Origin of the sequence: Dryocola clanedunensis subsp. sulfonylureivorans, from assembly GCF_016756775.1 — a bacterium.
Lineage (GTDB): Bacteria > Pseudomonadota > Gammaproteobacteria > Enterobacterales > Enterobacteriaceae > Dryocola > Dryocola clanedunensis.
In genome coordinates this window covers 299,832-324,196 of the sequence record NZ_JAERMU010000002.1, presented here as the reverse complement: position 1 = coordinate 324,196, position 24,365 = coordinate 299,832, and the positions used below count along the sequence as shown (strand labels likewise).

Genomic DNA, 24,365 nt, shown 5'->3' with positions numbered 1-24,365 from the left:
GAAATTACATGATTCAAATATTACGTCACCGTTTTCGTTCGTAGCATATACCGGTACTTTTTAGTGCCGGTATTTTCGTGCTCGGTGTTAAATGTTTTTGTCAGACGTTACTTTTCTAATTAATCTTTTACGGTCAGTTAGTAGACCATCCTCCCCAAAATACCGCTCAGGCCAAATCTCAGAAGGATGCACGCCTAAAGCCTCGGCAATCAAAAATTCCCCCTTAGGCCATGGGCGTACAAGGGCATTTGCCAGCGTTGCGGAGCTCAACCCTACGGAACGCGATAGCGCTGCCAGTGATGTGCCTTTCTTGCGTAGCCCTGCGATGATGTCTGCTTTGTGCCAGCCTTCAGTCATGATTCCCTCCTGACTCGTCTGTGTAAAAGGATCTGCTACAAAGCCAATGCTACGTTATTCGTAGTTTTGCGGGAAGAACAAAAATTACGAATTTCGTAGTTATGCGAAGGCGAGCAAATTACGATGAAATTTTATGCAAAATGGTAATTTATTACTAAGCTACGTTATCCGTAGTATCTGTAATCCAGTGAAGCTACGACTATCGTAGCCATGAAAACTTCTATCAACTACCCGGATATCTTCTGCCAGCGTTTGAAGGCAGCGCGCCTGGCAAAGGGACTTTCTCAGAAAAGCCTCGGCATCCTTGCCGGTATCGATGAGTTCGTGGCGAGCACGCGCATAAATCGCTATGAGAAAGGCGTTCATCAGGCAAATATTGAGATTGCCCAACAGCTGGCTGCCGCGCTGGATGTTCCTCTCGCCTATTTCTACATGGTTGATGATCAACTAGCCGAGCTGACTTTAAGTTGGGTGAAATTATCTGATCAGGAGAAGTCTCAGCTTGTTGCATTAGCTAAAGATAAAATTTTCTGACCGATTTCATTATTTTTTAGGGCTGTTTATCGGCCCTAATTACCCAATCCGCCTGTATTTATCACCCAATATCCCCCTTCTATTACCCCAACCAATTACATGTTCAAGTGATTGATATTAAATGTTTTTACGGTTATAACGAAATCGCTAGCAAAAAGGATCTGGTTAACACCCACCTCAAAACAAGCACACGGATTTACGTCTAAGTTAAGGAATGACGAAATGGATACAGGAAAGTGACTGATATCGAAGTGTTGGAGTTTTTTCGGGGTGAACTATCGCTTCATGTCACGTTCACTTTCAAGCCTATCCCCGTTGAGCTTGATACACCGCTCCAGGATTACGCTGAATGGGATGAGCTACCTTATGCAATTGAGGATTTCGGTGAGAAATTCAACGTTGATGTTTCGGTAATTGACTTCGATTTTTATTACCCGTGGGAAATAGAAACTTTCTGGCGTAAGTGGTTCAACAAAGAACCGATAGTACAAGTTTCAAAGCCCTTAACTATTCGTATGTTCGCAGAATCAGCTAAGGCTGGTTACTGGTTATACGACTGATGAAAAAGGAGTTTCAAAAGGGCCATACCTGTTCATTTATTCTTAACTGGAGCTGATGGTGGTGGCGATTCACTTCAGGTTAAAGGGTTAAGTAGCCGGTATGACTGGATTAGGTATATGAATCATAAAGGATTATGAAATGGATACGGTAGAGGAACGTAACGGAACATACTTTTATGCAGGGCGATCTAACCTTACCGCCTCAGAGCTGTTTTTCATGGTGTTTGTAATGAACACGGCGGATCACTTCGGGGTTAAAGACATTGCGGCCATTGCCGCTCTGTACAGCGGCGTAAATAATCGAACCACACGGGGTAAGCCCATCAATGCAATCCCTGGGACCTCAAGGATCTCTAAAGGGGTGAGAGGGCTACTCAAAACTACGATGTTCCCCTTTGGTATAAAATTACCAACCTGGATAGGGGGATACACGCCCTGGACCGTAGAGCGGAAAATGGTCAGAAAGGTAAGTACGTTCATTGGTCGAACCATACCGCTTATCGGTGAAGTGATTCTCCTTGTTGATGTATCGCAAATCACTTACTGCTCTGTACGCGACTACAACACAATAGCGCGGGGAAACGATAAAATATGGTAAATGACGACGACATTGCTCAGCGCGTAATAAAGATGATCACTAAGCGAAGTGGGGTTTATATGTTCAGAAAAAAGAAATACAACACCTACACGGCTGCTTCAAATATTTATTTCGACGTCAGGCTAGATCAGGATGATGTGGAAGAACTCGTTGAGGAGTATTCCAGAGAATTCAATGTGGATATGTCAAATTTTCATCTTGAAACCTATTATCCGGAAGTTAACTTTTCATGGAACCCGTTTAAGAAGCCTGAGCCTGTGGATGTTCCAGAGTTCACAGTTGATATGTTTATTCAGTCAGCAAAAGCCGGGAAATGGTTATACGACTAATCACAAGCAAGGAGCGATAAAAATGGCTGTACCCGTACACTTATTTTTAACTGATGACGGCGGCGCGGTGATTCGTGGTTCTTGCGACGTTATGGACAGGGAAGGGAGTATTGAATTACGTGGTTTGCACCATTGTCTGACCATCCCTACGGACCCCATGACCGGGAAAGTGACTGGCACGCGTCAGCACTCACCGTTTCAGTTTACAAAAGAGCTTGATAGCGCTTCGCCGTATCTCTTCAAGGCCGCTGCAACAGGCCAGACGCTTAAATCTGCTGAGTTCCGCTTCTACAACATTAATTACGCGGGACAAGAGGTGGAGTATTACCGCATCACGCTGGAGAGTGCGAAAGTGATTTCAGTCAGCCCTGTTATGCACGATACGCGAGGCTGTCCGGGAACGGGCCACATGGAAGAGGTGGCGCTGAATTACGAGAAGATCACTCATCTTTATAAAGACGGAAATTTGTTGGCCCATGATGCCTGGAACGAACGCCCGACAGTAGCGGCGTAAGAAATAGGCCGCCAATATTTAGTTGGGTGGAAAAGCGTTAGCGTCTTCCACCGTTCGTGATTTTCCGGCGGATGGCGCTGCGCTTCTCCGCCCTACGAACTAGGAATTTAAAGATCCAAGCACCTCTTCCGAAACCTCAGCCAGATATAAAGCAGGAAGCCCCTCGAAGTCCGACGTGAATAACACGTGGCGGTTGTCCGGTGTGAAGGACGGATGCGGGTGCGTCACCTGGCGGTCGCCGTCCAGCACTTTCCACGAGCTGTTGTGCGCGGCCAGCGGGGTGTATTTGCTGGTTTTCGCGTCGAAGATGTAGAGCCACGGATCGTTTTCTATGGTGTGGCTGGCGGTGTCATTGACGTCTACCGGCGTGCCGGAGCCGTCGCCGACCAGCAGCGTGCCGTCTTCGTTGCTCATCAGGTGCGAGCAGTTGGGCATGGTCATCATCGCGCTGTCTTCGCCCGTCTGCGGGTCAAAGCGGCGGATGCAGCGGTCGCTGCGGCCTTTCTGGTACGAGACGTAAATCAGCGCCGAGCCGTCCGGCACCCAGAATTCGTGCGTGCAGCTTTCTCCTTCCGCGTGCTCTTTCACCTTGCGCACGTTGCTGCCGTCTTCGTTCACCAGCCACATGCGGGCGTCAACCAGGTCGTGCGGGCCTTCGTGGCAGAAGGCGACGGTGCCGTCGTCGAACGGGCGATAAATCGGGTGGCCAAGCCAGCCGTTCTCTTCATGAATAACGCGGGATTTGCCGCTGTGCAGGTCAACGCGCAGCAGGCGGCAGTGCGGCCTGCGGTGATAGAACTCCTGGAAGATTTTCCAGTCCGAGAGCGGCGTCCAGTCTTCGCGGGCGATCTCGATGCCGACCAGGCTGGTGCATTCGCTGTTGGCGACCCAGGTGCCGTAGCCGACCCACTCTTCGGGGACCCGGTAAACCGTCTGTTCGCTGAAATCCGCCAGCGAAACGCGCTGGAGGCTGCGTTCGTTTTTAACGTAATAAAGATGCTGGTCGTCCGGCGAGAGGAAGCCGCCAAAGGTGTTATCGCCCGGCCCCTCCGTCAGCTGCACCGCCTTTTGTGTGGTTAAATCCAGCAGGTAATAGTTGCGGCTGCCGTCGAACTCCCCGGCAAACAGCAGGCGGCTGCCGTCGCGGGTGAAGCATTTCTGGTAGAAGTAGTTGCGGTGGCACAGCACGTCCGCTGGCGTCAGGCGTGTAACCATCGCGCCGGTCCGCGCATCTTTCACGCTATGGAAGTTAAACTGGATCTCAGAACCCTTTGCCATTGCCCCTCCGTCATTCATTAACTGAAATATCATTTCATTTATATAAAAACACGCTACCACCAAAAAATAATCCCGTCCTTCTCCCGGCGATTAATCTGTTACCCGCGTTGCAAAAACGGATGAAAAACCATCGCCAGCTGGTTTAACTGTGAGCAAATTCACAACAATGCCGGTCATTGCATCCTATAAAACGCAGGGTCTACAAAAATAAAACAATGGTTTAATTTATCTCAGGGGTAACGATGACAGCGGAAAAACCCATTTTATTCAGGCATCAGCTGGCCTACGGCGGGGGCAACCTGCTGGGGAGCGGCGCGTTAGCCATCGCCGGTATCTGGCTGCTCTATTTTTACACGACCTTCTGCGGCCTGACGCTGCTGGAGGCGTCGGCCATCTTCTCCGTCGCCAGCATCATCGACGCCATCAGCAATCCGCTGATGGGCTATCTGTCGGATAACTTTGGCAAAACCCGCCTCGGTAAACGCTTTGGCCGCCGCCGCTTCTTTATCCTGCTCGGCATTCCGCTGATGCTGGTTTACCCGCTGCTGTGGGTCGAGGGCTTCGGCTTCTGGTACTACCTTTCCACCTACGTGCTGTTCGAGCTGATTTACACGTCGGTGATGGTGCCGTACGAAACGCTCGCCACGGAAATGACCACCGACTTCTCGGCGCGCTCAAAGCTCACCGGCTATAAGGCGATCTTCGGTAAAATCGCCAACTTCCTCGCCGCGATCATTCCCGGCCAGTTCATTCTTCTTTATGGCAAAGACTCCGCGCAGCCCTTCTTCTATACGGCGCTCACCTACGGCGCGATCCTGTTCGTGGCGATAGGCATGCTTTACCTCTCTTCATGGGAGCGACCGGTGGAAGAGACGACGCCTGTGGACGAGAAGAAAATGACGCTCGGCAAAACCATGCTGACGCTGCTGCGCGACATGAAATCGACCTTCCACCTGCGCGTGTTCCGCAAGCATCTGGGCATGTACCTGTGCGGCTTCGGGGCGGAGTGGCTGTTCGCGTCGATCTTTACCTATTTCATTATCTTCGTGCTGCAGTACGACCCGGCGATGGTGGCGGGGCTGAGCAGCCTGAACTCGATCCTGCAGCTTTGCTCCACGGCGATCTTTATCGGCATCTGCGTGAAGCACGGCTTCAGCAAGCCGTATATCCTGGCGCTGGGGATCGTGGTGTTCACGGTGATCTGCTACAGCCTGCTGCACTTCCTGCATCTGCCGCAGCAGTACGCCACGGCGGCGATGCTGACCATTACGGTGGTGTTCGGCATCGGCACCGGCGGCGTGTATTACATCCCGTGGACGGTCTACACCTTCCTGGCGGATATTGACGAGGCCTTTACGGGCCGCCGCCGCGAGGGAATTTACGCGGGGGCGATGACCTTCTCCGGCAAGCTGATGCGCTCGGTTATCGTCTTCGTGATGGGGGCCATCCTCAGCTTCTACGGCTTCCAGTCCAAATCCCACACCCAGCCGGAAAGTGCCGTCACCGCCATTGCCGTGGTGTTCTGCGCGGGCGTGGTGGCGCTGGCGTTAATGGCGATGGTGTTCAGCGCGCAGATGAAGCTGAACCGCAAAACGCACCTGGTGGTGCTGGGCGAAGTCGCCAGAATCAAGGCGGGCGGGCAGATAGCCGATATCGAACCGGACGTTCGCGCGGTGATGGAAGAGCTGATCGGCTATCCGTATGAAGAGTGCTGGGGCAACAGCAAGGTATGCCGAAAAATCTTCGATACGCCAGCCGTGGAGGTAGCAGCGCCTGCTCCGGTGAGCCTGACGCGGCCTTAATAACCTGTGAGAAACCTTGTGTTTTGTGAGGCCGATCAAAGCCTCACCTTTCCCCTGCGGATTATCCGCAAAACCCGCATCAATCGTTCAAAAAATAATCCGCAACAGGCGAATACTGAAGCCAGATAAGCATATGACCTGAAAAGAAAATAACTCACCGGAGGGATATGCGATGAACCACAATAACCTACAGGCAGTGAAGAACTTTGATTTTCTGGCCCGCAGCTTTGCGCGCATGCACGCGTTAGGGCAGCCCGTCGATATCCAGGCCGTTACCGGCAATATGAGCACCGAGCAAAAGATCTGGTTTCGCGAGCGATACGAACAATATTGCCTCCAGGCAACCCGCGCAATTGAGCTTGAGCTGGAACATTAATCACTTCACCCAACGGGCCTCCGGGCCCGTTTTTCATTCTCTGTAATCTGGTTTTGTAGGAGGATAAGCGTCAGCGCCATCCACCACGTGCGCCCGTGGTGTCGGGAGACGCTGCGCTTTCCCGACCTACGTTGGATATTCCGGTTAATTTGTCACTGGTTTTGTAGGGGGGATAAGCGACAGCGTCATCCACCGCGTGCGCCCGTGGTGTCGGGAGACGCTGCGCTTTCCCAACCTACAAGATTGACGCACCTACCGTTACGGCTGGTAATAAATTATTCCAGTAATTCCCTCAGGGCGGCCCGGCCATAGTTTGTTTTTTTTCCATTTGCCTCTCGTTTACAGCATCTCCCTCAATAAGTTACCGCTTTACGCCGCGTTCCGCGTGACAAGTATCACTGCAATAGAATAATTTATTCCATATTATGCCCCTAACCCAAATCAACGGACGCCCAAATGAAGATCAACTTAAACAAACTGGTTACCGAAAGCCGCAACCCGGCAAGCGCAGAAATCGACACCCTGCCGACTCTCGACATGCTCGCCGTCATCAACCAGCAGGACAAGCTTGTGCCGGTTGCCGTAGAGGCAACGCTGCCGCAGATCGCGCAGGTGGTTGATAAGGTTGTTGAGGCGTTCGGCCGCGGCGGCAGGCTAATCTATTGCGGCGCGGGTACGTCCGGGCGTCTGGGGATTCTGGATGCGAGCGAGTGCCCGCCAACTTACGGCACGCCGCGCGAGCAGGTGGTTGGGCTGATTGCGGGCGGGCATCCCGCTATTTTACAGGCGGTAGAAAACGCCGAAGACAGCCGCGAAATGGGCGAGCAGGATCTGCGGGATCTTAATTTTAACGATCGGGATGTGCTGGTCGGGATCGCCGCCAGCGGGCGCACGCCGTACGTGCTGGGCGCGATGGCCTATGCAAAAAGCGCTGGCGCAACCGTTGCGGCCATCTCCTGTAACCCCGGCAGCGAAATGAGCCAGGCGGCGGATATCGCCATCGAGCCGGTTGTTGGCGCGGAAGTGGTGACCGGCTCCTCGCGCATGAAGGCGGGCACGGCGCAGAAGCTGATCCTGAACATGATCACCACCGGGGCGATGATCCGCAGCGGCAAGGTTTACGGCAACCTGATGGTGGACGTGGAGGCGACCAACGCCAAGCTCCTCCAGCGCCAGGTCAACATCGTGGTGGAAGCGACCGACTGCACGCCGGAAGAGGCCCAGAAGGCGCTCGGCGAATGCAATCGACACTGTAAAACCGCCATTCTGATGATGCTGAGCGGCCTGTCGGCTACCGATGCGGGGGCGCTGTTAGCCAAACATCAGGGCTTCATCCGTAAAGCGCTGCAGGGGATCACAACATAACATGGCAAAAATCACCGGCCCGATGATTGACGAGATCCTGCGCCTGACGGGCGGCGGCGAAAATATTCTGATCTGCGGCAACTGCATGACTCGCCTGCGCTTAACGCTTAAGGATCGTCAGCTTATCCGGATGGACGAGCTGAAGAAGATCCCCGGCGTGATGGGCGTGGTCAACGGCGACGACCAGCTGCAAATCATTCTTGGCCCTGGCAAGGCGCAAACGGCCAGCGAGATGATGACCGCGAAGCTTGCCGACGGCACCCGGCCTTCAGGGGAAGAGAACGCCGATCTCCAGGCGACGGCGCGCCAGAACAAGCAGCAGATGAAGGCGAAGCAGAACAGCGCGGTGCATAACTTTTTGACGAAGTTTGCCACCATCTTTACGCCGCTCATTCCGGGATTTATCGCCGCGGGCCTGCTGCTGGGCATCGCCACGCTGCTGCAACAAACGCTGGTGGTGGACGGCGTGACGAACGCCGCCTGGCTGACGCAGATGATTGCCTACATGAAGGTGTTCAGCATCGGCCTGTTTACATTCCTGAGCATCCTGATCGGCTACAACACCCAGAAAGCCTTCGGCGGCACGGGGGTGAACGGCGCGATTATCGCCTCGCTGTTTATACTGCGCTACGTGCCGGAAGGGACGGTCGGCTACTACGCGGGGATGGATAACTTCTTCGGCATGGCCATCGACCCGCGCGGCAATATTATCGGCGTGCTGCTCGCCTGTATTCTGGGCGCGTGGATTGAACGCCAGGTGCGTCGGGCGATCCCGGATAATCTGGACATGATCCTTACTTCGACCATCACGCTGCTGATCACCGGCGCAATCACCTTCGTGGCGATTATGCCGATAGGCGGGGAGCTGTTTAAGGGCATGTCCTGGCTGTTCCTGCATCTGAACGGCAACCCGTTCGGCACCGCGCTGCTGGCCGGGCTGTTCCTGATAGCCGTGGTGTTCGGCATCCACCAGGGCTTTGTCCCGGTCTACTTCGCGCTGATGGACGTGCAGGGCTTTAACTCCCTGTTCCCGATTCTGGCAATGGCCGGAGCAGGGCAGGTGGGGGCCGCGCTCGCGCTGTTCGCCCGCTCGCCAAAAGGCTCCACGCTGCGCACGCAGATCAAAGGAGCGATTTTCCCTGGCCTGCTGGGCATTGGCGAACCGCTGATCTACGGCGTCACGCTGCCGCGCCTGAAACCGTTTATCACCGCCTGCATCGGCGGCGGCGTGGGCGGCTTCTTTATCGGCCTGGTCGCCTGGCTGGGCCTGCCGGTGGGTCTGAATACCGTGTTCGGCCCGTCCGGGCTGGTCTCCATCCCGCTGATGACCTCGGGCCAGGGCATATTCGCGGGCATGGCGGTCTACGTTGCGGGTATTTTGATTTCTTACTTCGCGGGCTTCGTGCTCACCTGGTTCTTCGGTAGCAAGAATGTTGATTTGAGTTGATGCAGGTATTTCTTCGTCAAATTTTATACAGACGAAGGGTTTTATAATTGCATAGAAAACAGCCTGCGGGCTGTTTTCTGTTTTTACAGCTTCTGAGTTGTTTTTAGCGATCACAGTCTATAAGCTGTAAACTCGAAATACAGCCTATAATGTGTATGTGAAGACTTTATACGAGCCGCTAATGAACCCAAACTTTCCAGTTAAAACTCTAAATCAATTGCGCCCGCTGCTGGTGGGATTCCGCAAAGCCAGAGGCATGACGCAAAAAGAAGTGTCGGAAAAACTTGGCGTCACGCAGCAGACCTATGCCCGACTTGAAGCTAATCCCTCTGCGTCCAGCATAGAAAGATTGTTTCGGGTCTTTAACGTCTTAGGCATTGAAATGGTACTTGTTGATGAGTCGGGTTCGGCTGGCTTCGCGAAGGAAGAGCGGCAGGATTACTCAGACTCACCTGCCCGGCGAGAGGAGTGGTAAGGCTATGCGGCGGATACAGCATCGTTTAGCTATCTGGATGAACGGCATCCAGGTTGGCTTCTGGGAAAGGCAAAAAGGCGAAGAGCGGTTAGCGTATCTTCCCGCGTGGGCTGCGGATGAGCAGGGAAGAGCACTGTCACTTTCTTTACCCTTTCTTCCGGGGAATGAATCTCATCGAGGCGAAGTCGTCCGCAACTATTTTGATAACTTACTGCCTGACAGCGAAGGTATTCGCCGACGTCTGGCAATACGTTATCAGGCCAAAAGTACTGAACCATTTGACCTGTTAACCGAGGCAGGTCGGGATTGTGCCGGAGCCATTCAGTTACTTAAAGAAGGTGAATGGCCGCAGAATGTTTTTTCAATTCATCAACGTCCGCTCTGCGAAGCTGAAATAGCAGCCATGCTGCGCAATACAGGAGCAGTAGCGTTTTCAGGCGAAAGTGCTGAAGACGCTGACCTGCGCTTATCGATAGCAGGGGCGCAGGAAAAAACAGCGTTATTGTGGCACAACGCTCAGTGGTGTTTGCCTGCGGGAAATACACCAACAACGCATATTTTTAAATTGCCGATGGGTTTAGTGGGCAATATGCGGGCTGACATGAGTACTTCTATAGAGAATGAATGGCTGTGTTCTCTTATCGTCGCAGAGTACGGATTATCCGTAGCCAAAACTGAAATTGCTCGATTTGAAGACCAAAAAGCGCTCATCGTTGAGCGATTCGATCGTCGTTTGTCCTCAGACGGTAAATGGTGGGTTCGGCTTCCTCAGGAAGATATATGTCAGGCTATGGGCGTTTCTCCGTTACGTAAATACCAGGCGGATGGTGGCCCTGGAATTACCGACGTAATGACGATATTGAGCCGATCCGAACATGCTTCTAAAGATCGGTACGATTTCTTCAAAGCTCAGATCGTATTCTGGATACTGGCCGCAACTGACGGACATGCAAAGAATTTCAGCCTTGCCCACCTTCCGCAAAATCGTTATCACCTGACGCCGCTCTACGATATTTTATCCGCGTGGCCGGTAATCGGCCGGGGTAACAATCAGGTATCCTGGCAAAAATGTAAGCTAGCGATGGCTGTCCGTGGCAGCGGCAATTATTACCTTATTCATAAGATTCAGCGCAGGCACTGGATTAAACAGGGCGAATTAACCGGTTTGAGCCACGAGGAAGTAAATCAAATAATTGATGAGGTCATTACCGCTACGCCAAAAGTTATCGACAGGGTAGCGAACGCAATAGCGTCACCCTTTCCTCAACAAGCCGCAGAATCAATATTTAATGGCATGATGGAACAGTGTGGACGTTTAACGAAAGGCTAGAGCTTATTCCCATCTCCCGACTATCCTTCCCCGAATTTCATCTAAGGACATAAAAGCATTAGCGATAATTTTTAATTCTTTTATGTCCGGACGCTTGCCAGGAATACTGCGATCTCACCTTTGAGCGGAGCAGAGATCATGGCAGGAACGAAACGTACTTTTTGGCTGGCAGCGCTGGCCCTTATCGCCGCCCCGGCGTTCGCGGTGGACGTCACCGTGGCTTATCAGACTTCTGCCGAACCCGCCAAAGTTGCGCAGGCCGATAACGCCTTTGCCAAAGACAGCGGCGCGAAGGTCGAATGGCGCAAGTTCGACAGCGGCGCTTCCGTGGTGCGTGCCCTGGCCTCCGGCGACGTGCAGATTGGCAATATCGGCTCCAGCCCGCTCGCCGTCGCCGCCAGCCAGAAGGTGCCGATTGAGGTGTTCCTGCTGGCGTCTCAGCTCGGTAATTCCGAAGCGCTGGTAGTGAAGAAAGGCATCTCCGGCCCGCAGGATCTGATCGGCAAGCGCATCGCCGTGCCCTTTATCTCGACCACCCATTACAGCCTGCTGGCGGCCCTGAAACACTGGGGCATCAAGCCGGGCCAGGTGCAAATCCTCAACTTGCAGCCCCCGGCAATTATTGCCGCCTGGCAGCGCGGGGATATCGACGGCGCTTACGTCTGGGCGCCTGCCGTTAACGAGCTGGAAAAAGACGGTAAGGTGCTGACGGACTCCGCGCAGGTCGGCAAATGGGGCGCGCCTACGCTTGACGTCTGGGTGGTTCGTAAAGACTTCGCCCAGCAGCATCCTGAAGTGGTGGCAGCCTTTGCCAAAAGCGCGCTCGCGGCCCAGAAGGGCTACATTGATAACCCGGACGCATGGCTTAAGCAGCCGGATAACCTGAGCAAACTTTCCCGCCTGAGCGGCGTACCGGAAAGCGACGTGCCGGGCCTGGTGAAGGGCAATACCTACCTCACCGCGAGCCAGCAAACCGAGCAGCTTACCGGCCCGGTGAACAAGGCGATAGTGGACACCGCGCAGTTCCTGAAGGCGCAGGGCAAAGTCCCGGCGGTGGCAACGGACTACAGCCAGTTCGTCACCGATCGCTTCGTGAAACCGCTGGCGCAGTAAGGGGGATTTATGTTGCAGGTATCAGGGCTTAGCGCGGATTACGGCGGCAAAACCGTCCTTAACAACATTAATCTGACGGTGGATGAAGGCGAACTGCTGGTGGTGCTCGGCCCGTCTGGCTGCGGCAAAACTACCCTGCTGAACCTGATTGCCGGCTTTGTTCCTTACGATACCGGCAGCATCACCCTGCAAGGTAAGCAAGTGACGGGGCCTGGTGCCGAGCGCGGCGTGGTCTTTCAGAATGAAGGGCTGCTGCCGTGGCGGACGGTGCTGGATAACGTGGCCTTCGGGCTGCAGCTGGCCGGGCAGCCGAAAGAGCAGCGGGATGAAATCGCCCTCGACATGCTGCGCAAGGTTGGCCTGGAGGATAAAGCGAAGCGCGCCATCTGGCAGCTTTCCGGCGGGCAGCGGCAGCGGGTGGGTATCGCCCGCGCGCTGGCAACAAAACCGCAGCTTTTGCTGCTCGATGAGCCTTTTGGCGCGCTGGACGCGTTCACCCGCGAACAGATGCAGACCCTGCTGCTGAAGCTGTGGCACGAGAGCCGCCGTCAGGTTCTGCTTATCACCCACGATATCGAAGAGGCCGTGTTCCTCGCCACCGAGCTGGTGCTGCTTTCTCCTGGGCCTGGGCGCGTGCTGGAGCGCCTGCCGCTTGATTTTGGCCGCCGCTTTGCCGCGGGCGAACCTTGCCGCAGCATCAAGTCCGACCCGGAATTTATCGCTAAGCGCGAATACGTGCTTAGCCGTGTATTTGAACAGCGCGAGGGCTTTCTATGAGCATCGTCATCGCGGATAAAACGCAGCGCCGCCGCCTGGCCTGGCGCTGGCCCTTCTCGCGCCACGTTACGCTAAGCCTGACTACGCTCACCGCCATCGTGCTGCTGTGGTGGTGGGTTGCCGCCGAACAGTGGGTCAGCCCGCTGTTTCTGCCGCCGCCGGGGCAGGTGCTGAGCAAGCTGATTAGCATCGCCGGGCCGCAGGGCTTTATGGACGCCACGCTGTGGCAGCATCTGGCCGCCAGCCTGCTGCGTATTCTGACCGCGCTCGCTGCCGCCGTGCTGATCGGTATTCCCGTCGGGATTGCGATGGGGCTTAGCCCGACCGTGCGTGGCATTCTCGACCCGCTGATCGAACTGTATCGCCCGGTGCCGCCGCTGGCCTATCTGCCGCTGATGGTGATCTGGTTTGGCATCGGCGAAACCTCGAAAATCCTGCTGATTTATCTGGCGATTTTTGCCCCTGTCGCCATGTCGACGATGGCTGGCGTGCGAAGCGCCTCGCAGGTTCGCATTCGGGCGGCGCGGGCGCTGGGCGCAACGCGTTCGCAGGTTGTCTGGCATGTAATTTTACCCGGCGCACTGCCGGAAATTCTTACCGGGTTCCGCATCGGGCTGGGCGTGGGCTGGTCAACGCTGGTTGCGGCGGAGCTTATCGCGGCAACCCGCGGGCTGGGCTTTATGGTGCAGTCCGCAGGTGAATTCCTGGCAACGGACGTGGTGCTTGCGGGCATCGGCGTGATTGCCGTTATCGCATTTTATTTAGAGCTGGGTTTACGCGCGCTGCAGCGTCGGTTAACCCCATGGCATGGAGAAGGACAATGAGTGAAAAAGTGAATATTGTGCCGCTGGGGCCGTACATCGGCGGGCTGGTGAGCGGGGTGGATTTAACGCGCAGCCTGAGCGATAACCAGTTCGAGCAGCTCTATCACGCGCTGATCCGCCATCAGGTGTTGTTCTTCCGCGACCAGGCGATTACGCCGCAGCAGCAGCGGGCGCTGGCGATGCGCTTCGGGGATTTGCACATCCACCCGGTTTATCCGCACGCGGAGGGCGTGGAGGAGATAATCGTGCTGGATACCCACGACGATAACCCGCCGGATAACGACAACTGGCACACCGACGTCACGTTCATCGAGACGCCGCCTGCCGGGGCGATTCTGGCGGCGAAAACGCTGCCGGAAACGGGAGGCGATACGCTGTGGACCAGCGGCATCGCGGCTTACGAGGCGCTGTCCGAACCGTTCAAACGCCTGCTGTCCGGGCTGGAGGCGGAGCACGATTTCAGGAAGTCATTCCCGGAATATAAACATACCGGCAGCGAAGCAGAGCACCAGCGCTGGCGCGAGGCCGTGATTAAAAACCCTCCGCTTAATCACCCGGTGGTGCGCACTCATCCGGTGAGCGGCAGGCAGGCGCTGTTTGTGAACGAAGGGTTTACCACGCGGATTGTCGATCTAACGCAGAAAGAGAGCGACGCGCTGCTGGCGTTCCTGTTCGCCCACGTCACCAAACCGGAGTTCCAGGTCCGCTGGCGCTGGCAGGAAAACGATATCGCCATCTGGGATAACCGCGTCACCCAGCATTACGCCAACACAGATTACCTGCCCGCCCGACGGATCATGCATCGTGCAACAATACTGGGGGATAAGCCTTTCTGGCGGGGGTGAATGAAACCCCGGTGGATGACGCTGGCGCTTATCCCCCCTACGAAACAGCCAGGTCGGATAAGCGCCAGCGTCATCCGACAATTGTTCGATAAAACCTACTTTACCCGCACCTTAACCGCGACCAGGGCCGCCGTGAGCAGCATCAGGCTGCCGGAGAGGATCAGCGGGGAGAGCAGGCCGAGGTTATCCAGCGCGTAGCCGCCGACGGCTGCGCCGCAGGTATTGGCCAGCTGAATGACGGCGACCTGGATGGAGCCTGCTTTTTCTGCCTGATCGGCCAGCGAGCGGGTGATCCACGTTGACCAGCCTACCGGGATTAAGGCAAACGCAAAGCCCCAGATGATGGCGATGGCGGAGGCGACAATCTTATCCGTTCCCCACAGCACCAGCGTTAATGCGCTCAGGGCCAGTATCAATGGGGAAAGCGTCAGCGCCATTTTCAGCGAGCGCTTGAGGAACACCGCGGAAAGCGAAGTGCCCACGAAGCTTGCGATGCCGAAGCTCAGCAGCACCAGCGTCAGGCCGTCCACGTCGAAGCCGGCCAGCGTCATATAGACCGGGCGAATATAGGTGAAGAAGGCGAACTGGCCGGCGAAGGCCAGGAAGATGGCCGCCATGCCCGCCAGCACGCCCGGACGTTTCAGCAGGCCAAACATATTCTGTTTCAGGTGTGCCGCTTCTCCCGGCAGGGACGGCAGCGCCTTCCAGACCCACAGAATACAGCCCACCCCCATCAGCGCCGCGCCGTTAAAGACGTTGCGCCAGCCGATTATCCCACCCAGGAAGCTCCCCAGCGGCGCGGCGATAACCAGCGCGATAGAAACCGCACCAAAAATCACCGACAGCGCCTTTGGCACCGTGCGGGCAGGCACCAGCCGCATGGTCAGCGAGGCGGACATCGCCCAGAAGCCGCCCAGCGCCAGCCCCAGACAGGCGCGGCCCAGCAGCAAGAGCGTGAAGTTTTGTGCAAACGACACCATCAGGCAGGAGGCGGTCAGCAGTACCGAAAACAGCAGCACGACGTGGCGGCGGTCGGCTTTGCCGATAAGGGTCGTCACAAACAGGCTGGCGAACATGGCGACAAACGCCGTCACGGTCACCGACTGCCCGGCCACGCCTTCTGAAATCCCCAGGTCCTGCGCCATCGGCGTCAGCAGGCTGACGGGTAAAAACTCAACGGTAATCAGGCACGCTACGCAAAACGCCACGGCAAAGACGGCGGACCAGTTAGGCCGGACAACCGGCTCCGGTTTCGCTGTCTGTTGGATATGTTCACTCATTTCTTCACCTGGCGTGCTAGCAATAAAGCGCGCTAGTTTAGCACCATAAATGTGACGAATTTAACGTTTTGACAACTTTTAACGCACTCTGCACGAACGGCGGATGGAGGTGAAGGACCACAACATTGTCAGGGTCATTTCTTAGGTCTTATTAAGCCAATGCTTAGAGGACATAAGGATTCATCGCGTATTAATTGCCTCGCGTATTCTTTAAATTAAGCCCTCCAGAAAAGCGATAAAGAAATAATGATTATCGGGCATGGACAAAATTAAATATCTCCTCAAGGAATGAGAAGTGTCCTCAGGGGCTTTTATAGCCGTTATCGAATCAAGCGAAATAAACACGGATGCCTTGTTTCGTTGTGCATTTATATTTTAAGGAATCTCCATGAAATTCAGCAAAATTGCTTCTTCTCTGGTTGCCGGTATTGTTCTGATGAGCGGCGCTGCTTATGCAGAAGATCCTGCGACGCCAGTGACCGTCAATGGCGGAAGCGTTCACTTTGAAGGTGAGTTAGTCAACGCTGCTTGTGCGGTCAGCACCGAGTCTGCGGATAAGACCGTGCACATGGGGCAATACCGCACTGCGTCCTTCGCTAAAGTGGGTGACACCTCTGCTCAGGTGCCCTTCACTATCGTCCTGACCGATTGCGACAGCACCGTGGCGGCTACCGCTTCTGCTGCTTTCACCGGTCAGACTGATGCGACAGACCCGACTCTGCTGGCGCTCAACTCCGGCGGCAACGCGACGACCGCTTCCGGCGTGGGTATCCAGATCCTTGACCGCACCTCGAAAGTGCTTTCACCGGACGGGACCTCTTTCTCTACCGCCCAGACGCTGAATGACGGTGCTAACACACTGCCATTCACCGCGCGTTATAAAGCAACCGCTGCCACCGCAACTGCGGGCCAGGCCAACGCTGACGCTACTTTCGTTATGAAATACGAGTAACACCCTCCACAAGGATGAGGCTTGCCTCACGGACGAGGCAGTTTTCACGTTAATCGAAGGCGCGCATGAAAAGGATAATTCTGTTCCTCCTGCTTACCGTTGCGGGAAGCCCGGCGCTGGCAAAGCGGGTGGTGGTGATTGATGGCGGCAAGGTGCATATGCGGGGCTCGCTGGTTAACGGCGCCTGCACCGTCGCAACGGAAAGTCAGGAAATGACCGTGCAGATGGGGCAATACCGCAGCTCTTTGTTTCCGGCCGTCGGCAGCTATGCGCCGGTCAGCGTGCCGTTTGCCATTCGTCTTACCGACTGCCTCGCCGAGGTGTCCGAGCTGGTTGGCATTGCCTTTCAGGGGGTGACGCCCGCAGAAGATCCGCAGGTGTTTCTTGCCGCCACCAGCGCCAGCGGTAACGACGCAAGTTCGGGGGTGGGGCTGGCGTTATTTGACAGCCAGCAGCAGCTCATTATTCCAAATACAGCACCGGACTATTTTGCCGCGATAAATAGCCGTGAAATGATTTTTCATTTTACCGCCCGCTATCGCTCGGTTTCAGAAAACGTCAAGCCAGGCAAACTTCACTCTGACGTCTGGTTTACGCTGGTGTATCCCTGACCCGCCGTTTAACAAAAGTAATTGATGGTATCTGTTGTGATGAATAATTTAATTAAATCAGGCGCAATCGTATTATTAGGTTGGTTTATTTCCTCGTTTACCGTTCAGGCCGCCGGGGGAATTGGGCTGGGAGCCACGCGAGTTATCTATCCTGCCGACGCAAAGCAAACCTCCCTTTCTATTACCAATAGCGACAAAACTGAACGATATCTTGTGAACTCGTGGGTCGAAAATAATCTCGGCGCAAAAGATAAAAGTTTCATCGTGACGCCGCCGCTGTTCGTCAGCGAGCCGAAAAGCGAAAACACCCTGCGCATTATTTATGTCGGCCAGCCGCTGCCGACGGACCGTGAGTCCATTTTCTGGATGAATGTTAAAGCCATTCCTTCGGTGGATAAAAACAGCGTCGAGAACCGCAACGTCCTTCAGCTGGCAATCATGTCGCGCATCAAGCTGTTTGTGCGGCCTAAGAATCTGCCAATGCAGCCAGAAGACGCGGTGAAACAGCTGCGTTTTGCCCGTAGCGGCGGGCATCTGAGCATTCATAACTCTTCTCCGTATTACGTTTCCACGGTCAACCTGAAGATAGGGAACGATAAGCTGCCCAATACGATGGTTGCGCCGAAAAGCGTGGCGCAGGTGGCCGTTGCGGCCGGCATGCAGGGAAAGATCACCTTTCAGACTGTGAACGATTACGGTGCGGTGACGCCGGTGCAAGCAGGTCAGATGCAGTGATGCTGGCGGGCCGTAAGGGATATTCGGAACATGATTAATAAGCCGCTCGCGCCGCTGATGGTGGCGATCCTCACCGCGCTCTGCCCAGGGGCAGGCCACGCCGAAAGTTATTTTAACCCCCGCTTTTTGTCTGACGATGATGGCGCGGTGGCGGATTTGTCGCGCTTTGAGAAAGGCAGCCATCAGGCACCGGGTAGCTATCGGGTGGATATCTGGCGCAACGATGAGTTTATCGCCACCGAGGATCTGGGTTTTGTCGATGCGGGTAAGCAGTCTGAGGACCAGGCGACTAACGGCGGCCTTGCGCCGTGCCTTGACGGCGACTGGCTGAAACGGCTCGGGCTGAATATGCAGGCGTATCCGCAGTTGGCTAAGGCTCAGCCGGGGGAGTGTATCTCACTGCCCGAGGCTATTCCTGGCGCGACGACCGCATTTGATTTTAACAAGCTGCGGCTGGATATCAGCCTGCCGCAGGCGTCGCTGAACAACAGCGCTCGCGGCTATATTCCGCCGGACCAGTGGGATGAAGGCATCCCCGCGGCGTTAGTGAATTACACTTTCACCGGCAACCGCAGCAGCGATGACGACAGCTACTATCTCAGCCTGCAAAGCGGGCTGAACTGGGGAGCCTGGCGGCTGCGTAACAGCGGAGCATGGAGTTATAACAGCGGGGACGGCTACCACAGCAATACGTGGAAGAACATCAGCACTTACGTGCAGCGCACGGTCATCCCGCTTAAAGGTGAGCTGGTGATGGGCGACAGCAACACCGGCAGCGATGTGTTCGACAGCGTCGGTTTTCGCGGCGCGCGCCTTTACTCTTCAGACAGTATGTATCCCGACAGCCTGCAAGGCTATGCGCCAACGGTGCGCGGTATTGCGCGTACCAATGCCAAAATCACCGTTCGTCAGAACGGCTATGTGATTTATCAAAGCTATGTCTCCCCGGGGGCTTTCGCCATCAGCGATCTGAACCCGACCTCCTCCAGCGGCGATCTGGATGTCACCATCGAAGAGAAAGATGGTAGCCAGCAAAACTACACGGTTCCTTACTCCACCGTGCCGCTGCTCCAGCGCGAAGGGCGCTTTAAGTACGATTTGGTTGCCGGGGATTTCCGCAGCGGAAACGATCAGCAGGACACGCCATTTTTTGCTCAGGGCACGCTGATTGCTGGTCTGCCGAATGGCTATACCGCCTATGGCGGGACGCAGCTCGCGGCGCGTTATACCGCGGCGGTACTCGGTCTGGGAAAAAACCTGGGAGACTGGGGTGCCGTCTCCATGGACATCACCCATGCCCGCAGCACCCTGGCAGACGACAGCGATCATCAGGGACAGTCGCTGCGCTTTCTGTATGCCAAATCGCTGAGCGGCTACGGCACAAACTTCCAGCTGCTGGGCTATCGCTACTCAACGAAAGGGTTTTATACCCTTGATGAAGTGGCCTACAAAAATATTGAGGGCTACGAATACGAGCTGGAGGACGACGGCAGCCACAACAAGGTGCCGGTCGCCCAGAGCTACCACAACCTGCGCTACAGCAAGCGCGGGCGTTTTCAGGTGAATATCTCCCAGGCGATGGGAGATTACGGCTCGCTGTATGTCTCCGGCAGCCAGCAAACCTACTGGGGAACGGACGACGATAACACCTGGTATCAGGCGGGCTACGCCAGCGGCTGGAAAGGGATCAGCTATTCCGTTTCCACCTCCTGGAGTAAATCCATTGGCCTTGAGGGCACGGATCGCATTGTGGCGTTTAACCTCTCGGTGCCGTTCAGCGCCTTGCTGGGGAACGGTTATTCACGGGATCGGGCCATTGACCGTGCCTATGCCACCTTCGCGACCAGCCGTAATTCTGACGGGCAGAGCACCGTGCAGGCGGGCGTCGGCGGCACGCTGCTGGAGGACCGTAACCTGAGCTACAACGTGACCCAGGGCCACAGCGATTCAAGTGGCTACAGCGGAAGCGCCACGGCAACCTGGCAGGCGACTTACGGCACGCTGGGTGTGGGCTACAACTACGATCGCGATCAGCGCGAGTTCAACTGGCAGGCGGCCGGTGGCGTGGTGGGACATGCCGATGGCATTACCTTTAGCCAGCCGCTCGGCGATACCAACGTTCTGATTAAAGCGCCAGGTGCCGCGGGAGTGAGTGTGGAAAACCAGACCGGCGTGAAAACGGACTGGCGAGGCTACGCCGTGATGCCCTACGCCACGGTGTACCGCTACAACCGCATCGCGCTGGATACCAACTCCATGGATAACCACACGGATATCGACAACAACGTCAGCAGCGTTGTGCCTACCGAAGGCGCGCTGGTTCGGGCTGCTTTCAATGCGCGTATCGGCGTGCGGGCAATTATTACCGTGAAGCGCGGCGATCGCCCGGTGCCGTTTGGCTCTGTGGTGCGCGAAGAAACCAGTGGGGCAACCAGCATGGTGGGGGATGACGGGCAAATTTACCTGAGTGGCCTGCCGCTGGAAGGGAAGCTGCTTATTCAGTGGGGCGAAGGCAACGGTTCGCGTTGCCTTGCTCATTACGCGTTGCCGAAGGAGAGCCTTAAACAGGCTGTCGTGGTTGCGACGGCAACCTGTTCTTAGCGTGGTGAAGAAATTAAACATGAAACGAAAGACTTCCCTTGCAGTCCTGGCGCTGGTGGCCTGTTCGCCAGCGGCCTGGGCTACGGTTTGCCATAACTCAGACGGCGTGCCTAAAGACGTCAGCTACGATCTCTCCGAGACGTTTAATAGTTCCAATAATAATGTCGGCCAGATTGTCACGCTCTCGCAAAAATCTGGCCAGGTCGGCGTAAACGCCACCTGTCCCGCCGGAACGAGCGGTAAAACCACCAGGCGTAGCTACGTAACCGATCTACCCATTCAGGAAACGCTGGACGGCTATAAGTATCTGAAGATCAATGATTACCTGAACGGTGGCATGCGGATCACCGACAGCTACGCCGGGGTTTTCTATCCGCCGCTGAACTATATCCAGATGGGATCGCACCCGAATGTGCCAAAGCAAAAGCCTTTTCCGGTTACCGACTCCAACCTGATTTTCCGCCTTAAGGTGACGCGCAAATTCATCAATATGGTGCCGATCCCCAAACAGACGATGTTCCGTGTTTATGTGACCACCACCAATGCCGATCCTTTGACCACGGTGGTTTACACCATCAGCTACAGTGGAAAAGTCGAGGTGCCGCAGACCTGCGAGATCAACGCCGGGCAGATTATTGAATTCGATTTTGGCGATATTGGCGCGGCGCTGTTCAGCCAGGCCGGGGCTGGAAATCGCCCGCAGGGGGTTACGCCGCAGAGTAAAACGATCGGCATCAAGTGCACTAACGTTGACGCGCAGTCTTATCTGACGCTGCGCCTGGAGGCGGAAAAGCAGTCCGGCAATATGATGGTTTCTGATAACAGCGATCTGGGCTTTATCGTTGCCGACAGCAGCGGCGTGCCGCTGACGCCGAACAATCTGGGCAGCAAAATTAATTTTCGCCTGGATGATGCGGCCATGGCGCGGGTCGGCGTTCGCGCCTGGCCGGTAAGCGTGACGGGAAATAAACCTGCCGAAGGGCCCTTTACCTCGCGGGGGTATCTGCGGGTGGACTATGACTGATATACGAATCGCGTGCCTGCTGGTACTGGCGACGGGCGGGGCTTCCCTGAACGCCGGGGCGGACTCCTCGCTGGGTGAAATTAATATCGAGCTTCGCGGCAACGTGGTGGACTACAGCTGTTATGTGGAAACCGGGAGCGACAGTAAGACCGTGCAGCTGGGAACCTGGCCTACCAAACAGTTAAGTACGGTGGGCAGCACAACCCAAAGTATGCCCTTTACGTTGAAGCTTAACGGTTGTCCGCCAGGCTCAGCATCGATTACTTTTTCGGGAAAAACTGCCAGCGGTAACCCGGGGCTGCTGGCGCTAAATGGCACAAGTAGCGCGAAGAATGTTGCGGTTCAGCTGCGTGATAAAGATAAAACCCAGCTACCGCTGGAGCAGGCCAGCCAGGATGTGGCGGTGGATGCCCAGGGGAACGCGACGCTAACGTTTTACGCCAATTACATCGCGCTGACGGACAATCCTCAGCCGGGTAAAGCGGACGCGGACGCGACCTTTATGATTAATTATTATTAAGTATTAAGGCAGCATTTTGCCGCAATGAAAAAGTCCGGGGATAAATATTCCCGGCTTTTTCATAACTTACACTTTTTATAATAGTTCTTTCACGCGGGCGTAATCGATAAGTTCTACTATAGAACTGACGCGCAGCTTAGAGAATATATTTGCTTTGTGTGCACTTATCGTTTTGTTGCTTAACAACAATTGTTCGGCAATCTCCTTATTGGACAGACCATTTGCCAGGTAACGTAATACGGTCACTTCGCGATTGGAAAGCGGCATATCATCAACCGATCCATGCTGTGATTTGGCGTTGCTGATAAAATGCAGCGTGTCTGACGGAAAAAATGAGTAGCCAGAGAGCAGCATTTCTACAGCATTATAGATGTCGTCCTGCTCTTTTCTTTTGCTGACAAAACCATTGGCTCCGGCCTGAATGGCACGCCCGGCATAAAAGCGTTCAGACTTGGAGGAGAGGAATAGTATTTTTGTATCTTCTTGTATTCCTTTAATTCTTTTCAGCAGAGAGAAGCCATCCACGCCGGGAAGTTCGACATCAAGGATCACCAGATCGACAGGATGATTGCGCATATAGTCAATGACCTCGCGGCCATTGTCCGTTTTTAGCACGACACTAATATCTTTATTTTTCTGTAACAGCACTTCTATCGACATGCGGACAATAGGGTGCTCGTCCATAATGATTACGGATGCAGGTTTCATTTTTTTGCCTCGGATTGTTTGAGGTAAACATCGCGTTGACGTCTGGTCAATGGCAGCGAAAGTGACGAAGAGTTAATTATAGTTTTGTGAATATATTTCTGGTGTACTCCCTTTTAAAATGACTATTCCGTACAGTTATATATATTGTTTTGAAGTGCGATGAGGGTCATGAAAAACATGCTGAAACAATCACGCAGAGTGTTTATTCATGGGGATAAAATAGATGCGCTGATTATACAGCCATAATATTTGAGAGAAAGTCTGCTGTTTCCGTGCTCATGCGGACGCGTTATTAAGTTCTAAATGGCAGGTCGTTATTTCTACAATTTAGTTTAACGAACCATATGTCAGTTCGGCGTTGGTGATAAAGTTTGTTTTAATTGCAAAAAATAGTAGTAAATACCTATTGTTCTATTTTTGTTAACAAATAAGGGAAGGGAACGATCGCATTCTTCGCTAAGCCTCACTTTTATCGGCCTTGCCCGTTTCCAGGAATTTCTACAATTGTTAATGATATGATCTAATTTAACAATATATAAACATTGAAAATAAGTAGTTTCTTAACTTTCACCGGTAAGTCAGCAAGTTACGGTCACACCCTTCGTTCTGTGGGTGGGATTGATAATTCATTAAGTAAATGAATTAACGACTTCCTACTTGTAAGGCCAATGCGTTTGGCCAGTCTGCCCAGGATATAGATAACGGAGTGATAAGGTTTATTGAGCGATACGGCAACGGATTTCAGCGAATCGCCCTTTGCCAGCGACATCAACAGCAGCCACTCTCTCTTCGTGAGCGCATCATGTTCCCGCGTATAGTTCGCCTGCACGGAAGGCAGGGAACAAGGCTGCTGCATTAATAGCCAGGACAAGATACCTGGCGGGAGACGACGTTCAATCACGCAGCAATTGGCAGCGGCCACAATCAGGCAGGCCGCCGCTGGGTTACGGCCCGCCGTAAGCAAAATGACGATGATGCCGGGGTAAGCTTCGTGCCACTGGCGCAGGGTGTTGAGCACGTTGATGGCCGGGGTCGCGATACCGTCTAAATCAATCACAATACGCGGGATGGGTTTTTGCTCGAAAAACCAGCTTACCTCTTCAAGCGTCGAGCAGAGGTGCGTTCGGGCCTGTCTGAAAATATAATTGGTGAGCGCCAGAGAAAGGTAGGCATCATGGCTTACCAGCAGCACGTCGGCAGCCGGTTGCTGGCTTCCCATTCGGAGCTGTTGCTGTAAATACTCCAGCCGGTCGAAAATCAGCGGCTTGTTCAGGCTTGACGGATTAACGTGACCATCGATGTTGATGCGTCGATATTTTCTTTTACGGGCGGCTAATTGCAAATGCTCACTCACTGGCTGACCGATCGGGTATCTTTTCCGGGATAACACCCGACGGCTGGATACTTCTG

Annotated in this window: 26 protein-coding genes; 21 read left to right on the top strand and 5 right to left on the bottom strand. The window is 54.6% G+C overall.

The features are described 5' to 3' along the window. Window positions 1-87 precede the first annotated feature (87 nt). Window positions 88-357, bottom strand: coding sequence for a helix-turn-helix domain-containing protein (locus tag HYQ67_RS03370; protein ID WP_202301473.1), 270 nt, complete (start codon window positions 355-357; stop codon window positions 88-90). Window positions 358-567: 210 nt separating this feature from the next. Between HYQ67_RS03370 and HYQ67_RS03365 the strand changes: the two genes are divergently transcribed. The 5 genes from HYQ67_RS03365 to HYQ67_RS03345 all read left to right on the top strand — a co-directional run bounded on the left by HYQ67_RS03365 (window position 568) and on the right by HYQ67_RS03345 (window position 2,892). Beyond that, window positions 568-891, top strand: a complete 324-nt coding sequence (locus HYQ67_RS03365; RefSeq protein ID WP_202301471.1) for a helix-turn-helix domain-containing protein — start codon at window positions 568-570, stop codon at window positions 889-891. Between the two features lie 236 nt (window positions 892-1,127). After that, on the top strand, window positions 1,128-1,451 hold the full coding sequence (locus HYQ67_RS03360; RefSeq protein WP_202301469.1) for a DUF1493 family protein: 324 nt from the start codon (window positions 1,128-1,130) through the stop codon (window positions 1,449-1,451). Window positions 1,452-1,590: 139 nt separating this feature from the next. Beyond that, on the top strand, window positions 1,591-2,049 hold the full coding sequence (locus tag HYQ67_RS03355) for an STM2901 family protein (protein ID WP_202301467.1): 459 nt from the start codon (window positions 1,591-1,593) through the stop codon (window positions 2,047-2,049). Beyond that, the gene (locus tag HYQ67_RS03350) at window positions 2,043-2,378 is read left to right on the top strand and encodes a DUF1493 family protein (protein ID WP_202301465.1); all 336 of its coding nucleotides are present in this window, start codon (window positions 2,043-2,045) and stop codon (window positions 2,376-2,378) included. The genes HYQ67_RS03355 and HYQ67_RS03350 overlap by 7 nt, the downstream gene beginning before the upstream one ends. 22 nt (window positions 2,379-2,400) lie before the next feature. Next, window positions 2,401-2,892: an Hcp family type VI secretion system effector gene (locus HYQ67_RS03345; protein ID WP_202301463.1), complete on the top strand. Its 492-nt coding sequence runs from the start codon at window positions 2,401-2,403 to the stop codon at window positions 2,890-2,892. A 99-nt stretch (window positions 2,893-2,991) separates the two neighbouring features. On the opposite strand, the gene HYQ67_RS03340 is transcribed toward HYQ67_RS03345, so the two are convergent. Further along, window positions 2,992-4,170 carry an oligogalacturonate lyase family protein gene (locus tag HYQ67_RS03340; protein ID WP_202301461.1) on the bottom strand — a complete coding sequence of 393 codons (1,179 nt, stop codon included), beginning with the start codon at window positions 4,168-4,170 and terminating at the stop codon, window positions 2,992-2,994. A gap of 242 nt (window positions 4,171-4,412) precedes the next feature. Between HYQ67_RS03340 and HYQ67_RS03335 the strand changes: the two genes are divergently transcribed. The 10 genes from HYQ67_RS03335 (at window position 4,413) to tauD (ending at window position 14,524) form a co-directional block, all read left to right on the top strand. Beyond that, a complete protein-coding gene (locus HYQ67_RS03335) occupies window positions 4,413-5,972 on the top strand; it encodes an MFS transporter (RefSeq protein WP_202301459.1) in 1,560 nt (519 codons plus the stop codon). A gap of 172 nt (window positions 5,973-6,144) precedes the next feature. Beyond that, a complete protein-coding gene (glgS, locus tag HYQ67_RS03330) occupies window positions 6,145-6,348 on the top strand; it encodes a cell surface composition regulator GlgS (protein ID WP_202301458.1) in 204 nt (67 codons plus the stop codon). 456 nt (window positions 6,349-6,804) lie between these two features. Then, on the top strand, window positions 6,805-7,713 hold the full coding sequence (murQ, locus tag HYQ67_RS03325) for an N-acetylmuramic acid 6-phosphate etherase (protein WP_202301457.1): 909 nt from the start codon (window positions 6,805-6,807) through the stop codon (window positions 7,711-7,713). 1 nt (window position 7,714) lies between these two features. After that, entirely contained in the window at window positions 7,715-9,160 is a 1,446-nt protein-coding gene (gene murP, locus HYQ67_RS03320; protein ID WP_202301456.1) for a PTS N-acetylmuramic acid transporter subunit IIBC, read from the top strand. A gap of 181 nt (window positions 9,161-9,341) precedes the next feature. Next, window positions 9,342-9,635 (top strand): helix-turn-helix domain-containing protein, encoded by a 294-nt coding sequence (locus tag HYQ67_RS03315; protein ID WP_202301455.1) that lies wholly within the window; start codon window positions 9,342-9,344, stop codon window positions 9,633-9,635. Window positions 9,636-9,639: 4 nt separating this feature from the next. Continuing rightward, complete coding sequence (locus tag HYQ67_RS03310; protein WP_202301454.1) at window positions 9,640-10,965, top strand: type II toxin-antitoxin system HipA family toxin; 1,326 nt, start codon at window positions 9,640-9,642, stop codon at window positions 10,963-10,965. Window positions 10,966-11,103: 138 nt separating this feature from the next. Continuing rightward, window positions 11,104-12,078: a taurine ABC transporter substrate-binding protein gene (gene tauA, locus HYQ67_RS03305; protein WP_202301453.1), complete on the top strand. Its 975-nt coding sequence runs from the start codon at window positions 11,104-11,106 to the stop codon at window positions 12,076-12,078. A gap of 9 nt (window positions 12,079-12,087) precedes the next feature. Further along, window positions 12,088-12,855, top strand: coding sequence for a taurine ABC transporter ATP-binding subunit (tauB, locus tag HYQ67_RS03300; protein WP_202301452.1), 768 nt, complete (start codon window positions 12,088-12,090; stop codon window positions 12,853-12,855). Continuing rightward, window positions 12,852-13,679 carry a taurine ABC transporter permease TauC gene (gene tauC / locus HYQ67_RS03295; RefSeq protein ID WP_202301451.1) on the top strand — a complete coding sequence of 276 codons (828 nt, stop codon included), beginning with the start codon at window positions 12,852-12,854 and terminating at the stop codon, window positions 13,677-13,679. The genes tauB and tauC overlap by 4 nt, the downstream gene beginning before the upstream one ends. Next, a complete protein-coding gene (gene tauD, locus HYQ67_RS03290; protein WP_202301449.1) occupies window positions 13,676-14,524 on the top strand; it encodes a taurine dioxygenase in 849 nt (282 codons plus the stop codon). The genes tauC and tauD overlap by 4 nt, the downstream gene beginning before the upstream one ends. Before the next feature lie 95 nt (window positions 14,525-14,619). On the opposite strand, the gene nepI is transcribed toward tauD, so the two are convergent. Then, window positions 14,620-15,804, bottom strand: coding sequence for a purine ribonucleoside efflux pump NepI (gene nepI, locus HYQ67_RS03285; protein ID WP_202301447.1), 1,185 nt, complete (start codon window positions 15,802-15,804; stop codon window positions 14,620-14,622). A gap of 388 nt (window positions 15,805-16,192) precedes the next feature. Here nepI and fimA point away from each other — a divergent pair, with 388 nt between their 5' ends. From fimA to sfmF, 6 genes are all read left to right on the top strand, one after another. After that, a complete protein-coding gene (fimA, locus tag HYQ67_RS03280; protein WP_202301445.1) occupies window positions 16,193-16,756 on the top strand; it encodes a type 1 fimbrial major subunit FimA in 564 nt (187 codons plus the stop codon). Between the two features lie 65 nt (window positions 16,757-16,821). After that, window positions 16,822-17,367, top strand: coding sequence for a type 1 fimbrial protein subunit FimI (fimI, locus tag HYQ67_RS03275; protein ID WP_202301444.1), 546 nt, complete (start codon window positions 16,822-16,824; stop codon window positions 17,365-17,367). A gap of 39 nt (window positions 17,368-17,406) precedes the next feature. After that, window positions 17,407-18,102 (top strand): type 1 fimbria chaperone FimC, encoded by a 696-nt coding sequence (fimC, locus tag HYQ67_RS03270; RefSeq protein WP_202301443.1) that lies wholly within the window; start codon window positions 17,407-17,409, stop codon window positions 18,100-18,102. Window positions 18,103-18,132: 30 nt separating this feature from the next. After that, a complete protein-coding gene (locus tag HYQ67_RS03265; RefSeq protein ID WP_202301442.1) occupies window positions 18,133-20,703 on the top strand; it encodes a fimbrial biogenesis usher protein in 2,571 nt (856 codons plus the stop codon). A 19-nt stretch (window positions 20,704-20,722) separates the two neighbouring features. Next, window positions 20,723-21,727, top strand: a complete 1,005-nt coding sequence (gene fimH / locus HYQ67_RS03260) for a type 1 fimbria D-mannose specific adhesin FimH (RefSeq protein ID WP_202301441.1) — start codon at window positions 20,723-20,725, stop codon at window positions 21,725-21,727. Then, window positions 21,720-22,247 carry a fimbria assembly protein gene (sfmF, locus tag HYQ67_RS03255; protein ID WP_202301440.1) on the top strand — a complete coding sequence of 176 codons (528 nt, stop codon included), beginning with the start codon at window positions 21,720-21,722 and terminating at the stop codon, window positions 22,245-22,247. Before fimH ends, sfmF begins: the two co-directional genes overlap by 8 nt. 75 nt (window positions 22,248-22,322) lie before the next feature. Here sfmF and fimZ read toward each other — a convergent pair whose 3' ends face one another. Further along, entirely contained in the window at window positions 22,323-22,955 is a 633-nt protein-coding gene (gene fimZ / locus HYQ67_RS03250) for a fimbria biosynthesis transcriptional regulator FimZ (RefSeq protein WP_202301439.1), read from the bottom strand. Between the two features lie 592 nt (window positions 22,956-23,547). Continuing rightward, window positions 23,548-24,309 (bottom strand): LuxR C-terminal-related transcriptional regulator, encoded by a 762-nt coding sequence (locus tag HYQ67_RS24285; protein ID WP_202301438.1) that lies wholly within the window; start codon window positions 24,307-24,309, stop codon window positions 23,548-23,550. Between the last annotated feature and the right edge of the window lie 56 nt (window positions 24,310-24,365).

Excerpts from the sequence above, each read along its gene's own strand:
- tauA (WP_202301453.1), top strand. The coding sequence starts at position 11,104 with ATGGCAGGAACGAAACGTACTTTTTGGCTGGCAGCGCTGGCCCTTATC.
- sfmF (WP_202301440.1), top strand. The coding sequence starts at position 21,720 with ATGACTGATATACGAATCGCGTGCCTGCTGGTACTGGCGACGGGCGGG.
- HYQ67_RS03265 (WP_202301442.1), top strand. The coding sequence starts at position 18,133 with ATGATTAATAAGCCGCTCGCGCCGCTGATGGTGGCGATCCTCACCGCG.
- tauD (WP_202301449.1), top strand. The coding sequence starts at position 13,676 with ATGAGTGAAAAAGTGAATATTGTGCCGCTGGGGCCGTACATCGGCGGG.
- HYQ67_RS03310 (WP_202301454.1), top strand. The coding sequence starts at position 9,640 with ATGCGGCGGATACAGCATCGTTTAGCTATCTGGATGAACGGCATCCAG.
- nepI (WP_202301447.1), bottom strand. The coding sequence starts at position 15,804 with ATGAGTGAACATATCCAACAGACAGCGAAACCGGAGCCGGTTGTCCGG.
- HYQ67_RS03345 (WP_202301463.1), top strand. The coding sequence starts at position 2,401 with ATGGCTGTACCCGTACACTTATTTTTAACTGATGACGGCGGCGCGGTG.
- HYQ67_RS03350 (WP_202301465.1), top strand. The coding sequence starts at position 2,043 with ATGGTAAATGACGACGACATTGCTCAGCGCGTAATAAAGATGATCACT.
- tauC (WP_202301451.1), top strand. The coding sequence starts at position 12,852 with ATGAGCATCGTCATCGCGGATAAAACGCAGCGCCGCCGCCTGGCCTGG.
- murQ (WP_202301457.1), top strand. The coding sequence starts at position 6,805 with ATGAAGATCAACTTAAACAAACTGGTTACCGAAAGCCGCAACCCGGCA.
- HYQ67_RS03370 (WP_202301473.1), bottom strand. The coding sequence starts at position 357 with ATGACTGAAGGCTGGCACAAAGCAGACATCATCGCAGGGCTACGCAAG.
- fimZ (WP_202301439.1), bottom strand. The coding sequence starts at position 22,955 with ATGAAACCTGCATCCGTAATCATTATGGACGAGCACCCTATTGTCCGC.
- fimI (WP_202301444.1), top strand. The coding sequence starts at position 16,822 with ATGAAAAGGATAATTCTGTTCCTCCTGCTTACCGTTGCGGGAAGCCCG.
- HYQ67_RS03340 (WP_202301461.1), bottom strand. The coding sequence starts at position 4,170 with ATGGCAAAGGGTTCTGAGATCCAGTTTAACTTCCATAGCGTGAAAGAT.
- HYQ67_RS03315 (WP_202301455.1), top strand. The coding sequence starts at position 9,342 with ATGAACCCAAACTTTCCAGTTAAAACTCTAAATCAATTGCGCCCGCTG.
- murP (WP_202301456.1), top strand. The coding sequence starts at position 7,715 with ATGGCAAAAATCACCGGCCCGATGATTGACGAGATCCTGCGCCTGACG.
- HYQ67_RS03355 (WP_202301467.1), top strand. The coding sequence starts at position 1,591 with ATGGATACGGTAGAGGAACGTAACGGAACATACTTTTATGCAGGGCGA.
- tauB (WP_202301452.1), top strand. The coding sequence starts at position 12,088 with ATGTTGCAGGTATCAGGGCTTAGCGCGGATTACGGCGGCAAAACCGTC.
- HYQ67_RS03365 (WP_202301471.1), top strand. The coding sequence starts at position 568 with ATGAAAACTTCTATCAACTACCCGGATATCTTCTGCCAGCGTTTGAAG.
- fimA (WP_202301445.1), top strand. The coding sequence starts at position 16,193 with ATGAAATTCAGCAAAATTGCTTCTTCTCTGGTTGCCGGTATTGTTCTG.
- fimH (WP_202301441.1), top strand. The coding sequence starts at position 20,723 with ATGAAACGAAAGACTTCCCTTGCAGTCCTGGCGCTGGTGGCCTGTTCG.
- fimC (WP_202301443.1), top strand. The coding sequence starts at position 17,407 with ATGAATAATTTAATTAAATCAGGCGCAATCGTATTATTAGGTTGGTTT.
- HYQ67_RS03335 (WP_202301459.1), top strand. The coding sequence starts at position 4,413 with ATGACAGCGGAAAAACCCATTTTATTCAGGCATCAGCTGGCCTACGGC.
- glgS (WP_202301458.1), top strand. The coding sequence starts at position 6,145 with ATGAACCACAATAACCTACAGGCAGTGAAGAACTTTGATTTTCTGGCC.